Here is a 14,106-nt window from a genome sequence, read left to right on the forward strand (position 1 = left end):
ACGGCTGGCGCAAGGATGCGACTTTTTTCAGGACCACCAACCACTCGACCGAGACATTGGAGGCCACATGAGCAGCAAAACTCTAGAAACCCTGGTCAAGCGATCCGACCTCAACCCCAAGCAGCCGCTTGAGTTCTGGAGGCAGCTGCGGCGCTGTAAGACTGACTATCGCCCAAGCGCGGCGGCACTGGCGAGGCGTGCGTCGATGGACCTCGAGTGCTGCGCGGCCGGCCGATAAGCATCGTCTAGCCGGCATACACCGTACGTCGCCCTTACGTCGCAACAGAACAAACAGAAACGGGCTCAGCGTTGAGCCCGCAGGCGCGCGCTTTTAGCTGTTCGCCATTCCCTCCTAAGACCAGTCTGCCGTGGCAAGCTTTCCACTGCCCACGCCCGCCTTCTTTCACGGGCTGGTATGAACTGTCTACAAGACACTCTCTTGAACAGCGTCGACGCAATCTCTTCCGCCGATCGGCTTTGGCACAGCCTGCACGATTCTGCCGCCTAAGGCTTCGCACCACAGAGCGCTCTTCAGTTCATCTTTCGCCCCCTCAAGCCGACGGCCGTTTCCGCAAATCGCTAAGCAGACCATCAGCCCGGCCGGCTGAAGGCGGCCATCACATCCGCACCGATTACGACAACGTCTTGACATACTTACCGTCTAGGATTTAACTGCATATCAGCGATAACGATTTCCCTTCGCCCGTAGAAAAGAACAAATATTCGAAATGTATAGGTGAATAAATTCATGAACATCACCGCAACGGTGCCATCCGAACGCCGCGCATCAATGATCGAGACCGGCGCCTGGAATGACATGATCATTACAGACTATTTGGATCAGGCTGTATCAAGCAGTGCTGACGCCCCTGCCCTCATCGCATACCGTGTAAACCAGAACGTGAGGTGCGCATTCAGCTATGCCGAGATTGATCATGTGGTTCGGCGCATCGCCGCCGGCCTGGCAGCGCTAGGTGTGAGCAAAGGTGCAGTGGTGTCCTGTCAATTGCCCAACTGGTGGGAGATGACTGCCCTGCACCTGGCGTGCGTACGCATCGGCGCGGTGCTCAATCCGTTAATGCCGATTTTTCGCGAGCACGAACTGCGCTTCATGCTGGGCTATGCGCAGAGCCGTGTATTGGTGATCCCTCAGTCGTTCCGCGGCTTTGATTACGCAGAAATGGTGGACGGGTTGCGCGGCGAACTGCCGGCGCTTGAGCACGTACTGGTGATCGACAGCGACGACGAGAGTCGTTCGTTCCAGCGAGTACTACTGGATCGAGCCTGGGAAGAAGAAACCGATACCCAAGCGCTATTCGCCGACCGGAAGCCGCACGGCGACGACGTCGTCCAGCTGCTCTACACATCCGGTACTACGGGCCAGCCCAAGGGCGTCCTGCACACCAGCAATACGCTATTCAGCAATATCCGTCCCTACGCCGAACGCCTGCATCTGGGCAGCGACGACATCATGTTCATGGCGTCGCCGCTGGCTCATCAGACCGGCTTTCTTTACGGTCTGATGATGCCCATCTACTTGAAGAGCGCGTCTGTGCTGCAGGACGTATGGGACCCGACGTTTGCCGTCAAGGTTGCCAAGGCCGAGCGACCGACCTTCACCATGGCGTCGACGCCATTTCTGGCCGACCTGATCGAGATCGCGCCGCAGCACCCCGAAGAACTGTCCTCGCTGCGCATCTTCGTCTCAGCCGGTGCGCCAATACCGGGGGCGCTCGTGGAGCGCGCGGCCGCCGCCATCCAGGCCAAGATTGTCTCCGCGTGGGGGATGACTGAAAACGGTGCCGTAACCATGACCCGGCCCGAAGACGAGCCGGAACGCGCGATCAACAGCGACGGCGTCGCAGTGCCGCATATGGCAGTACGCGTGGTTGATGAGAACGGCGAAGACGTACCGCGCGGCACCGAAGGCAACCTGCTCGTTCGGGGCGCCAGCCTGTTTGTGGGTTACCTGAAGCGCCCGGACCTTTACGACGTGGATGAGGACGGCTGGTTTCCCACCGGCGACCTGGCGCGGATGGACGCTCAGGGCTACATCCGGATCACGGGACGCACGAAGGACGTGGTGATCCGCGGTGGCGAAAACGTACCGGTCGTTGAAATCGAAAACCTGCTCTACAAACACCCGGCGATTTCCGCCGTCGCGCTGGTGGGATGCCCTGATGACCGTCTGGGCGAGCGGCTTTGTGCCTACGTCACCCTCCATGACGGGCATCAGTCGCTCAGTCTGCAGGAGGCTGTCCGTTTCCTAACGGAGCAGCGCCTAACCCGCAACTACTTACCGGAATACCTCGAAGTGCTGCCTGAATTGCCACGCACACCGTCCGGGAAAATCCAGAAATTCAAACTGCGTGAGCAAGCCAAGGGCATCAGCCTTCCGGCAGCCAAGCCCGCCTGAACACTACAACCCTGCATTCGCTGGAGAACCGATATGAAAGGCCTAGCTGGAAAAACCGTCATCATCACCGGCGGTGGCGGTGGCATTGGCCGCGCGCTCTGCCTGCGCTTTGCCGCCGAGGGCAGCCGAGTCGCGGTGCTCGATCGTGACGAGGCAGCTGCGCAGAGCACAGCCGAGCTTGTCACCGAAGCCGGCGGCCAGGCAGTGGCCTACGCGGCGGACATTACCGACTACGCCACCATCGTCGAAACGGTAGACAAAGTTGAGCGCGAACTGGGCGTGCCGACCATCCTCGTCAACAACGCGGGCTTCGACCGCTTCATGCCGTTTCTCAAGACCGAGCCGGGCATGTGGCAGCAGCTGATCGACATCAACCTGACCGGCGCGCTCAACATGCACCACGTGGTGCTGCCGAAAATACTCGAAGCCGGCGGCGGCAAGGTGATCAACATCGCCTCCGATGCCGCGCGCGTCGGCTCGTCCGGGGAAGCGGTCTATGCGGCCTGTAAAGCGGGCTTGATCGGTCTGTCGAAAACCCTGGCGCGAGAGCTTGCCAGCAAGAACATCAATTTCAACGTGGTCTGCCCCGGCCCCACCGATACCGCGCTGCTGAAAAGCGTGGCGGCCACTTCGAATAATCCGGAGAAGCTGCTTGAAGCGTTCAAGAACGCCGTTCCGAAGCGTCGGCTTGGCCAACCGGAAGACTATCCCGGGATCGTCTGTTTACTTGCTAGCGACGATGCCGACTTCATCACTGGACAAGTCATCAGCGTATCCGGCGGCCTGACCATGGCTGGCTGAACAGGAGCTCAACATGAATTACGAAGACATCCTCTACAGCGAAGCCGACGGCGTCGCGACCATCACCATCAACCGCCCCGAGCGCTACAACGCGTTTCGCGGCCAGACCTGCATGGAGCTGCTCGACGCCTTCAACCGGGCCGGCTGGAACAAGGCCATTGGCGTCATCGTATTCACCGGTGCCGGCGACAAAGCCTTCTGCACGGGCGGCGACCAAGGTGCGCATGAAGGCCAATACGACGGTCGCGGCCTGATCGGACTGCCCGTCGAAGAGTTGCAGAATCTGATTCGCGAAGTGCCCAAGCCCGTTATCGCGCGCGTCAACGGATTCGCCATTGGCGGCGGGCACGTACTGCACGTGGTCTGCGACCTGAGCATCGCCTCGGAAGGCGCCATCTTCGGCCAAGTCGGTCCAAAGGTCGGCTCGGTCGATCCGGGGTACGGCACCGCGTACCTCAGCCGGGTGATCGGAGAGAAACGCGCGAGGGAGATTTGGTACCTGTGCCGTAAGTACAGCGCGCAGCAAGCGTATGACTGGGGCCTGGTCAACGCCGTGGTGCCCCACGATGAACTCGATGCCGAAGTGAGCAAGTGGTGCGACGAAATTCTGGAAAAGAGCCCGACCGCCCTCTCCATCGCCAAGCGCTCGTTCAATGCCGACAGCGCCAATATTGGCGGGATCGGCGGGCTCGGGATGCAGGCACTGAGCCTGTACTACGACACCGACGAAGCCAAGGAAGGGACCGCTGCGTTCAAGGAAAAGCGCAAACCGAACTTCCGTCAGTTTTACAAGTAGCGCGTCCCGCACGGAGCCGGAGCCCGGCTCTGTCACAAGCTTATGGCTGGAGAACACCATGAATTTCGGTTTCAACGAGCAACAGACCGCCATTCGCGACAGCGTGGCACGCTTCAGCGTCGATGTGCTCATGCCCGGCTACCGACGTCGCGAGCGTGAAGGAGTCATCGAGCGGTCGCTGATCGAGCAGATGGGGGGAATGGGCCTGCTCGGTGGCGAACTGCCAGAGATGTTCGGCGGCAGCGGTCTGGATTGCGTCACGGCCGGCATCATCATCGAAGAAATCTCACGCGGCGACTTCAACGTGGGCTACATCCCGTTACTGGCGTCGCTGAATGGCCAGATCATCGCGCAGCATGCCGCTCCCGAACTGGCGCGTGAATGGCTCGGCGAAATCACCGCCGGCCGCAAGGTTGTGTGCATTGCCCTGACTGAACCCAGCGGCGGCTCGGATGCGGCAAACCTGCGACTCAAGGCCGAACACAGCGGCGACGGCTACATCCTCAACGGCGAAAAAACTTCGATTTCCATGGCTGACCAGGCGGACGTGGCGGTGGTGTTTGCGCGCACTGGCACGCACGAATCGCGCGCCAATGGCATCAGCGCCTTTCTCGTCCCGATGGACTCGCCCGGCATCAGCACCACTCGTTTCGATGACGCCGGTCAACGCTGCATCGGTCGTGGGTCGATCTTCTTCGACAACGTCCGGGTGCCGGCCAGCCATCGTCTGGGCGATGAGGGCCAGGGCTTCAAGCAGGTCATGCAGGGGTTCGACTACAGCCGCGCGCTGATCGGCCTACAGTGCCTGGCCACGGCCCAGCAGTCGCTGGACGAAACCTGGCAATGGCTGACCGAGCGCGATGCCTTCGGGCAGAAGCTCGCGGCTTTTCAGGGTCTTACGCATCCGCTCGCCGAGTACCAGACGTACGTTCAGGCCGCGCGGCTGCAATGCTATTACGCGCTCTGGTTGAAGGATTCGGGGCAGCGCCACAACGCCGAAGCGGCGATGAACAAATGGTGGGGACCAAAACTCGCCTTCGACGTTGTGAAGCAGTGCATGCTTGCCCACGGCCATACCGGCTGGGGCGAAGATCTGCCCTTCTCGCAGCGCATGCGAGACGTGTTGGGGCTGCAGATTGGTGACGGCACGGCGCAGATCATGAAAAATATCATCGCCCGCGAATGCATACCCAGGTAGCCCGCCGCCACCTGCTAGGAATTCTGATGACCGAGATTGAAACCAAGAGCATCCCCAACCGGCTTTTCTTCCGGTTGTTTCAGACCGGCAACGTGTTGCAGAGGCAAGTACAGAAAGAGATGGGCATCAGCACCGTTCAGTGGGCGGTGTTGGGCGCCTTGTCCCGTCCAGGCTATGAACAGGGCATCTCCTTCAATCAGCTGACGGACTATCTGGTGGTTAGTCGCCAGAGCCTCGACGGCGTCCTGAAACGCATGGAGCGGGAAAACCATGTCGAGCGCGTGCCGCATCCCGACGATGGGCGTGCGAGGCTGGTCAGACTGACTGCGGCGGGACGCACGTACTGGGAGGCGCTGCAGCAGCGTATCGCCGAGTTCTACGAGCAGGGCTTGAAGGGCTTCAGCTTCGATGACAGCGTCAACTTCCTGCACTACCTGAGCAAGCTTCAGGCAGATTTGGGCGGCATTTCGCTGGACCAGGCGGAGCCCACCGGCGAGTCAATCGAGCCTGTGATCGAGGAGTGAGCAGAGGCTTCTGCAGCGGTTTGATCATCGCTCACGCCTGAGTGGCGCGCTCCTGACGGAGCAAAAGCCAGACGATTCCGAGCGCGCCTACTGCCACCACCGCAGCGCCAAGAAAGATGCTCTGCATGCCGATGTAAGCCGCTAGCACGCCCATGATCGCGCCAGACAGACCCAGCGACAGGTCGAAGAACATGGCGAACACGCTGAGGCCCGAGCTGCGGTTTGCCGTTCCCACGCGTGACACTACGCCAACCCCCAGCGCGGGATAGAGCAAGGACAGCCCGCAGCCGGTCAACGCGGAGCCTGCCAGGGCAAAGCTGGGCGCCTCCGCGAGCCACAGCAACAGGAGGCCGAAAATTTCCACCACCAGGCACACCATCGCCACCGAATATCCGCCGACACGGTTGATAAGGTTCGGAAACAGCAATCGCGTCCCGATAAAGGCAAACGCGAACGCGGTGAGGCACCAGGCCGCGCCATCCCAACCGCGGGCGTTGTAATACAACGCGATGAACGCGGTCAGCGTGCCGTAGCCAATGGTGGCCAACGCCAGACTGATACCAGGCGGTGCGACCTTCCACAGCACTTTGCCGAACGGCAAGCGCTTGCCCGGATTCAGCGGTGCATCACCACGCCGCCAAGCCAATGCGAGGCCCGTCGAGGCAAGCGCCATCGTCACGACACCCAGGCTCCACAGGCCCAAGGATTGAGTGAGAAAGACACCAAGCGGTGCGCCGATCCCGACGCCGCCGTAAGCCGCCACGCCATTCCAGGAGATCATTCGCGCTGTGCTTTCCGCACCCAGTCGGCTGATGCCCCAGCTGATCGCCGATATGCCGATCAAGCTCTGCGCAAACCCGAGAATCAACCGGCTGCCGACCATCACGGCGATGCTTGCCATCGGCCAGGATTCCAGCAACGCCGACGCGAGCAGCAACAGGCCACTCAGCAACCCGGACGCCATGCCGATCAACACGGTTTTCTTCGCCCCTCGCTCGTCCGCCAACCGTCCGGCAAGCGGGCGGCAGAGCAAGGTGGTCAGGTACTGCGCACCGATCACGATGCCGGCGATAGCAGTGCTGAATCCGAGATTTTCGTGGATGTAGCCCGGCAGCGACGCCAACGGAATGCCGATGGAAATGAACGAGATGAAGTTGAACACCACCAGAGACAGGATGAAGAAGGTGTCGTTGGCAGGAGGTTTCGCAGCGGGCATCGGATCGCCTGTTGAGATGAGCGGTAGGAAGATGACACGGCGGCCAAACCGACCCCGGCGCCTATGGAGCGCCGAGGTAGCGCGCGGGTCGTCCGAGGTTAGGACCACTAAGTGATTGGTCCGATCTTGCCCAAGCGGAAGTCATCATACAACCACCGTCAGGCCGATGGCGCGCTCGATTCAGGTCTCGCTCGCCACAGCTGCGACCTTCGGCCGGCGCCATTGGGGCAAACCGATCAGGATTACCGCGCTGACGATAACCGTCATCGCCAACCACTCCTCAGGCCCGATGCGCTCACCGGCAAACGTAATACCCAGCAGGACCGCCACCACCGGATTCACATAGGCGTAACTGGTCGCCGCTGCCGGTCGCACATGCTTGAGCAGATACAGGTAGGCGCTGAACGCGACGATGGACCCGAGAAACGTCAAGTAGACCAACGCAAGCCAGCCGCCCATGTCTGGCATCTGCTGCAGGCGTTCGCCACTCACCAGGCTGCCGAACAACAACACGGCACCACCGACGAGCATCTGTGCGGCACTCGCCATTGCACCGTTCGGCAGGCTGAGGTGGCGACTCCACATCGAACCGAACGCCCAGCTCGCCGCTGCGAGCAACACGATCACCGCGCCCAGAGGGCTGGCCTGAAGGTTGTGTCCAAGATTGAGCAAGCCGATGCCGATCAGCCCCAGCAGGATCCCGCCCCACTCCAGACCCGTGGTTCGCTGGCCCCAGATCAAGCCGAACAGCAAGGCAAACAGCGGCACGGTTGCAATCGCCAGCGCCGCAACCGCCGACGCTACCCCAAGGTGCTCGGCAATGGTGACGCCGCCATTGCCGCAACTGAGCAGAAGGAAGCCGAGGAGTGCACATGACCGCCACTCCTTGGCGGTCGGCATCGGGACACCGCGCCAGCGCAACCAGGCAAACATCAGGCTACCGGCAACGACGAAACGCAGCCCGGCCAACAGCATTGGCGGCCACGACTGGACGCCGATACGAATTACAAAATAGGTCGAACCCCAGATCAGATACAGGGCGGCAAAAGCGCCCACGAGCAGCAGCGGAAAGCGGCGCGAAGACATGACGTGAGGCCCGAGCGGGTGGTGGGATCGACCATTCTAGATAGCCCACTTAGCCAAGAATAAGCACAGTCAGCCATTTGTTTAGCGGTGCAGTTAGGCGCACCGCCTCTCCGCTTAGCCATTATTGAGGCCGAAGGGATCATCAATGCTGTGGCTCGGCTCGGTGAACCAGCGCGGCCCACTCTCGCTCATGTAGAAGTGGTCCTCCAGGCGAATGCCGAACTCACCGGGCACGCAGATCATTGGTTCATTGCTGAAACACATGCCGACGTCGATGGGTGTCCGGTCGCCGCGGACCAGATAGGGACTTTCATGGATTTCCAGCCCGATCCCGTGACCGGTGCGATGAGGAAGGCCCGGCAATTGATAATCGGGACCGAGGCCGCAGGCTTCGAGCGCGCCTCGCGCCGCCTCGTCCACTTCTTCACAGCGCGCACCCAGTCGGGCCGCAGCAAAGGCGGCCAACTGTGCGTCCTTTTCGAAGGTCCACAATGCTCGCTGGTGTTCGCTCGGCTCGCCGAAGACGTAACTGCGCGTAATGTCCGACAGGTAACTGTGCACACGACAGCCCGTGTCGATCAGGACCATGTCACCGCGCTTGAGCGTCTGCGGGTACTTCACACCATGGGGAAACGCACTCGCCTCGCCGAACAGCACGATGCAGAAGGTTGACCCTGGCGCACCGACTGCCCGGTGCGCCAGCTCGATAAACCGAACCACTTCGGTGGTGCTGATGCCCTCACGCAGGATGCTCGCCGCCGCTTTGTGCACTTCCAGCGTCATGTCCTTAGCCCGTTGCATCAAGGCGATCTCAGCACTCGATTTACGCTGCCGGCAATAGCTTGTCACGGCGCTCGCATCGGTGAAGGCGTAGCCTGGATCCAGCAAGCGCAGGCCGTCGAACATGAAAAACGGCAAAGACGGACAAAGACCGATGCACGGGCGGAGACTGGTGTTCGGCTGGATGCCTATGCGCTGCAAACAGTCGAGCAACAAACGATAGGGACTTTCATGCTCCTGCCACCCGTTGACTGCACCATCAACCACCATGAAGTCGCGAATCGTGCCCTCTTCGAAGGCCGGTGCCAGGTACTCCAGCGCACCATCGGCGGGCAGGATTGCACCAACCATGCGCTCGCTCGGGCTCCAGCGCACGCCGGTGAAGTACTCGAGGTTGGCGCCCGCGCTGAGAAAAACGGCGTCGAGGCCAAGCTGCCTCATGCGACGCTGCGCCTTGTCGATACGGTCCAGGTACTCGTCTTGCGCTATTGGCTCGACGCCATCCAGCATGTTGCGCAAGCGCCCAAGCGCTTCTTCCTGCGTACTGACGCCGACACCGATGGTCATGCCTGCTCTCCGAAACCAGCCGAAAATGTTCGCCGAATTTAAGTACAGCTTAATTTTTCTGGCAAAGCTTTTTTCTGCGGTGCCGTGAAAAAGCCAAAATCAAGGCTGGCGCGAGTCTGTCCCGCTGGCCGTATACTGGCCACTTTCACAAGGCGAATTTCATGACAGTCGACCGTATCGGTGAGCGATTGCGTCGTCACAGGCGTGCCGCGAACAAGACCCTGAATCAGGTAGCCAAGGAGTCGGGGCTGACGGCGAGCTTCCTGTCCCAGGCCGAACGTAACCTTACGGGTGTCTCGATTTCGTCGCTGGCGAACATCGCAAAATCGCTCGGCGTCCCGCTCAATTCGCTGTTTGATCAGCCCAGCCAACCGCAGCCAGATTCCCACCAGGGCGAACGAGTTCGTTACACCATCGAAGGCCAGCCGCTGGCGTACGAGCGCCTGTCTACAAGCTTTCCAGGCAATCTGCTGAACGCCGTCAAAGTCAGCATGCCAGTGGGTTACCAGTCCGAACTCATTGCCCACGAAGGCGCCGAATTCGCCTATGTCCTCTCCGGACGGATCATCTACACGGTCGATGGCCGCGACTATCCGTTGGCCAGCGGCGACTCCATACATTTCGATGCGGGCAAGCCTCACCACCTCGCCAACGTAGGCGATCAACCGGCCGAAGTGCTCACCGTAACGACCATGGGCCTGTTCGACGATTTGACCACCCGCTAGCTGGCACCGCTATTGCTTGATCTCGATACCTGAAGCTCGCCAACGAAATTTAGCAGCGCTTAATTTCTGTTGACCGGGTTTTCAGCATGACTTAATTTCGAGGCAGGCTAGGCTGTGATCTTTAGGACGCAGCCGCCAACAGTGTTCTGCGCCGAGCGGGCGAACCCCCACGGCGACACCGGCGTGCAGTGAGCCACTGTTCGGTCCACGAGACCAACCCTCGATGAACATAAAAAAGAATGAGGTTTGCATGCGAAACACTCTCTCCATCCGAGCATTGCTCGCCGCGGGACTGATCCTCAGCTCGCCCCTCAGCTTCGCCGCCAGCAGCGTGGTGTACTGCTCCGAGGGCAGCCCCGCCGGTTTCGATCCCGGTCAGTACACCACCGGTACTGACTTCGACGCCGCCTCGGAAACTGTATTCAATCGTCTCGCCCAATTCGAACGAGGCGGCACTCGCGCCCTCCCCGCGCTGGCGACCAAATGGGAGGTCAGCGATGACGGCCTCACCTATACCTTCCATCTGCGGCCCGGGGTCAAGTTTCATACCACTGACTACTTCAAGCCCAGCCGCGAGTTCAATGCCGACGACGTCCTCTTCACTTTCCAGCGCATGCTCGACAAGGAGCATCCGTTCCGCAAGGCGTACGCCAGCGAGTTTCCCTATTTCGTCGACATGGGCATGGACAAGAACATCACCAAGGTCGAGAAGCTCGACGACATGACGGTCCGCTTTACCCTCGACAAAGTAGATGCCGCCTTCATACAGAACCTCGCAATGAACTTTGCCGCGATCCATTCAGCTGAATATGCCGATCAGTTGCTCCAAGCCGGCAACAGTGAACAGATCAACCAGAAGCCGATTGGCACTGGGCCGTTCGTGTTCAGCCGCTACCAGAAAGACGCTCAGATCCGCTTCAAGGGCAACAAGGAATACTGGAAACCCGAAGAAGTGAAGATCGATAACTTGATTTTCGCGATCACGACCGACGCCTCGGTCCGCGCGCAGAAGCTTCGTGCCGGGGAATGCCAAGTCACGCTCAACCCTCGCCCGGCGGACATCGAAGCGTTGCAGAAAGATCCCAACATCGAGGTGCCGAGCCAACCCGGCTTTAACCTCGGTTACATCGCCTACAACGTTGAGCACGAGCCACTCGGCAAGCTTGAGGTGCGCAAGGCGTTGGACATGGCCGTCGACAAGAAATCGATCATCGAGGCCGTCTATCAGGGGGCCGGCCAATTAGCAGTGAACGCCCTTCCGCCCACCCAGTGGTCTTACGACGAGAGCATCAAGGGCACCGAATACAACCCGGAAAAAGCGCGCGAATTGCTTAAACAGGCAGGCGTCAAGGAAGGCACCGAAATCACCCTGTGGGCAATGCCCGTGCAGCGCCCCTACAACCCCAACGCCAAGCTGATGGCGCAAATGATCCAGGCTGACTGGGCCAAGATCGGGATCAAGGCACGCATCGTGAGCTACGAATGGGGCGAATACATCAAGCGCGGCCATGCGGGGGAACATGACGCCATGCTGATAGGCTGGACTGGGGACAATGGTGACCCAGACAACTGGATGAACACTCTGTACGGCTGTGATGCGGTAAATGGCAACAACTGGTCCAGATGGTGCGACGCGACATACGACAAAGTGGTCAAGGATGCCAAGCGCATTACAGATCAGGCTGAACGCACAAAGCTGTATGAACAGGCGCAGCAGATCATTCAGGAGCAGGTGCCCATCACGCCTATCGCCCACTCCACCGTCTACCAACCGATGCGCAACAGCGTGGAGGGCTTCGAGATCAGCCCCTTCGGGCGCAACTCCTTCTATGGCGTAGAAAACAAGCGTTGATAGTAGCGAAGCCAGGCCTGCTCTCGGGCTTGCCTGGCTGACCTCCTTTGCACGTTTTTTGACTGCCGGTCCGCACAGCCAAGCGTCATCAGCCCAACGATAGTCGCGAACTTGAGTACGGCGATCGAGGCTGTGCTGTTGCGTAGCCATAGTTTTACCAGGAGTTCTGCAATGTTCAGCTTCATAGCCCGCCGCGTGGGTCTGCTGATACCCACCTTTTTCGGGATCACGCTACTCACCTTTGCCCTGATTCGCATGATCCCCGGGGACCCGGTGGAAGTGATGATGGGAGAGCGAAAAGTCGATCCGGAGATGCATGCCCAGGCGATGGAGCGGCTGGGTCTGAACAAGCCGCTTTACCTGCAGTATTTCGATTACATCGGCAATCTGGCGCAAGGCGATCTCGGCGAGTCGCTGCGTACGCGCACCAGCGTCTGGAAAGAGTTCACTACCCTGTTTCCCGCCACCCTCGAGCTTGCCTTCGCGGCGCTGATCATCGCCGGCACCCTGGGCCTGCTGGCTGGCGTGGTCGCAGCACTTAAACGCGGCTCGCTGTTCGACCACGGCGTCATGGGCGTTTCGCTGGTGGGTTACTCGATGCCTATCTTCTGGTGGGGGCTGATTCTCATCATGTTTTTCTCTGTAGGCCTTGGCTGGACGCCTGTTTCGGGGCGAATCGACCTGCTCTACGACGTACCGCCCGTCACCGGCTTCATGCTGATCGACACCCTGCTCAGCGAAGAAGAAGGCGCATTTCTGGACGCTCTTCACCACATGATTCTTCCGGCTGTGGTGCTGGCAACGATTCCCCTGGCGGTCATCGCACGGATGACGCGCTCGGCGATGCTCGAAGTGCTACGCGAAGATTATGTCCGCACGGCTCGGGCGAAAGGTTTATCGCCGAACCGAGTGGTGTTCGTTCATGGGCTGCGCAACGCGCTGATCCCCGTCCTGACCGTGTTCGGCTTGCAGATCGGCACCCTGCTGGCCGGAGCCGTACTGACCGAGACCATCTTCTCCTGGCCGGGCATTGGCAAGTGGCTGATCGAATCCATCGGCGCCCGCGACTACCCAGTAGTGCAGAACGGCATCTTGCTGGTCGCCTGCCTCGTCATCCTGGTCAATTTCACCGTGGACATCCTCTACGGCCTGGCCAACCCCCGTATTCGCCACCAGCGCTAAGGAGGCCGAAGCATGAACAGCATCGAAACCCTGCCGGCCGCCGAACCGACTGCTTATTACCCGTCACCCCTTCGGGAGTTCTGGAGTGCCTTTCGCCGCAACAAGGGTGCACTGGGTGGCCTGATCTATATGGTGTTGCTGGTTGCCTGCGCCCTGTTCGCACCGGCTTTGGCGCCATACAACCCCAGCGAACAATTTCGCGACTTTTTGCTCACCCCGCCGGCATGGCAGGAAGGCGGGACGGCGCAATTCATACTTGGCACCGACGAGCTCGGGCGGGACATGCTTTCGCGGCTGATCCACGGGGCGCGGCTGTCGCTGCTGATCGGCCTCGCTTCGGTCGTCTTTTCGCTGCTGCCCGGCATCCTGCTCGGCCTGCTGGCAGGCTTTTCCCCAACGCGGCTGGGGCCGTTCATCATGCGCTTGATGGACATCATGCTAGCCCTGCCCTCGCTGCTGTTGGCGGTAGCGATCGTGGCGATCCTTGGCCCAGGTTTGATCAATACCATCTTCGCCATCGCCATCGTCTCCCTGCCATCCTACGTGCGGCTGACCCGGGCGGCGGTGATGACAGAACTCAACCGCGACTACGTGACAGCCTCGAAACTGGCCGGCGCCGGCACCTTGCGCTTGATGTTTATCAGCGTGTTGCCGAACTGCATGGCGCCGCTGATCGTCCAGGCCACGCTGAGTTTTTCCTCGGCGATCCTCGATGCCGCTGCACTGGGCTTTCTCGGCCTTGGCGTGCAGCCGCCGACGCCCGAATGGGGAACCATGCTGGCCTCGGCGCGCGATTACATCGAGCGTGCCTGGTGGGTCGTATCCCTCCCTGGCTTGGCGATCCTGCTCAGCGTTCTGGCCATCAACCTCTTCGGTGACGGGCTGCGCGATGCGCTTGATCCCAAGCTCAAGAACGCCGCGTGAGGAGTCCATAGATGCTTCGTTTAGAACTTACGGACACAA

General features: G+C 60.4%; 12 protein-coding genes. 9 read left to right on the forward strand and 3 right to left on the reverse strand.

Features of this window, described 5'->3' with window-relative positions; genetic code table 11:
* Positions 1 to 748: 748 nt before the first annotated feature.
* Genes C1896_13055 through C1896_13075 form a run of 5 tightly spaced genes read left to right on the forward strand, consistent with a single transcriptional unit; the run spans position 749 to position 5,735 of the window.
* Positions 749 to 2,416, forward strand: coding sequence for a cyclohexanecarboxylate-CoA ligase (locus tag C1896_13055; protein ID AZZ45738.1), 1,668 nt, complete (start codon positions 749 to 751; stop codon positions 2,414 to 2,416).
* Between the two features lie 33 nt (positions 2,417 to 2,449).
* Positions 2,450 to 3,217 (forward strand): 2-hydroxycyclohexanecarboxyl-CoA dehydrogenase, encoded by a 768-nt coding sequence (locus C1896_13060; protein AZZ45739.1) that lies wholly within the window; start codon positions 2,450 to 2,452, stop codon positions 3,215 to 3,217.
* Between the two features lie 13 nt (positions 3,218 to 3,230).
* The gene (locus C1896_13065; GenBank protein AZZ45740.1) at positions 3,231 to 4,013 is read left to right on the forward strand and encodes a 1,4-dihydroxy-2-naphthoyl-CoA synthase; all 783 of its coding nucleotides are present in this window, start codon (positions 3,231 to 3,233) and stop codon (positions 4,011 to 4,013) included.
* Between the two features lie 58 nt (positions 4,014 to 4,071).
* A complete protein-coding gene (gene aliB / locus C1896_13070) occupies positions 4,072 to 5,211 on the forward strand; it encodes a cyclohexanecarboxyl-CoA dehydrogenase (GenBank protein AZZ45741.1) in 1,140 nt (379 codons plus the stop codon).
* Between the two features lie 26 nt (positions 5,212 to 5,237).
* A complete protein-coding gene (locus C1896_13075; protein AZZ45742.1) occupies positions 5,238 to 5,735 on the forward strand; it encodes a MarR family transcriptional regulator in 498 nt (165 codons plus the stop codon).
* 31 nt (positions 5,736 to 5,766) lie between these two features.
* Here C1896_13075 and C1896_13080 read toward each other — a convergent pair whose 3' ends face one another.
* The 3 genes from C1896_13080 to C1896_13090 form a co-directional block, all read right to left on the reverse strand.
* The gene (locus C1896_13080; protein ID AZZ45743.1) at positions 5,767 to 6,951 is read right to left on the reverse strand and encodes an MFS transporter; all 1,185 of its coding nucleotides are present in this window, start codon (positions 6,949 to 6,951) and stop codon (positions 5,767 to 5,769) included.
* A gap of 180 nt (positions 6,952 to 7,131) precedes the next feature.
* Positions 7,132 to 8,037 (reverse strand): drug/metabolite exporter YedA, encoded by a 906-nt coding sequence (locus C1896_13085; GenBank protein ID AZZ45744.1) that lies wholly within the window; start codon positions 8,035 to 8,037, stop codon positions 7,132 to 7,134.
* Between the two features lie 114 nt (positions 8,038 to 8,151).
* A complete protein-coding gene (locus tag C1896_13090) occupies positions 8,152 to 9,384 on the reverse strand; it encodes an X-Pro dipeptidase (GenBank protein AZZ45745.1) in 1,233 nt (410 codons plus the stop codon).
* Positions 9,385 to 9,545: 161 nt separating this feature from the next.
* Between C1896_13090 and C1896_13095 the strand changes: the two genes are divergently transcribed.
* The 4 genes from C1896_13095 to C1896_13110 all read left to right on the forward strand — a co-directional run bounded on the left by C1896_13095 (position 9,546) and on the right by C1896_13110 (position 14,067).
* Entirely contained in the window at positions 9,546 to 10,109 is a 564-nt protein-coding gene (locus C1896_13095; GenBank protein AZZ45746.1) for a cupin domain-containing protein, read from the forward strand.
* Between the two features lie 250 nt (positions 10,110 to 10,359).
* Positions 10,360 to 11,961: an ABC transporter substrate-binding protein gene (locus tag C1896_13100; GenBank protein AZZ45747.1), complete on the forward strand. Its 1,602-nt coding sequence runs from the start codon at positions 10,360 to 10,362 to the stop codon at positions 11,959 to 11,961.
* A 171-nt stretch (positions 11,962 to 12,132) separates the two neighbouring features.
* Positions 12,133 to 13,143 carry a peptide ABC transporter permease gene (locus C1896_13105; GenBank protein ID AZZ45748.1) on the forward strand — a complete coding sequence of 337 codons (1,011 nt, stop codon included), beginning with the start codon at positions 12,133 to 12,135 and terminating at the stop codon, positions 13,141 to 13,143.
* A gap of 12 nt (positions 13,144 to 13,155) precedes the next feature.
* Positions 13,156 to 14,067 carry a dipeptide ABC transporter permease DppC gene (locus C1896_13110; GenBank protein AZZ45749.1) on the forward strand — a complete coding sequence of 304 codons (912 nt, stop codon included), beginning with the start codon at positions 13,156 to 13,158 and terminating at the stop codon, positions 14,065 to 14,067.
* Positions 14,068 to 14,106: the final 39 nt, after the last annotated feature.

The sequence above is a fragment of the Pseudomonadaceae bacterium SI-3 genome (assembly GCA_004010935.1).
Lineage (GTDB): Bacteria > Pseudomonadota > Gammaproteobacteria > Pseudomonadales > Pseudomonadaceae > Stutzerimonas.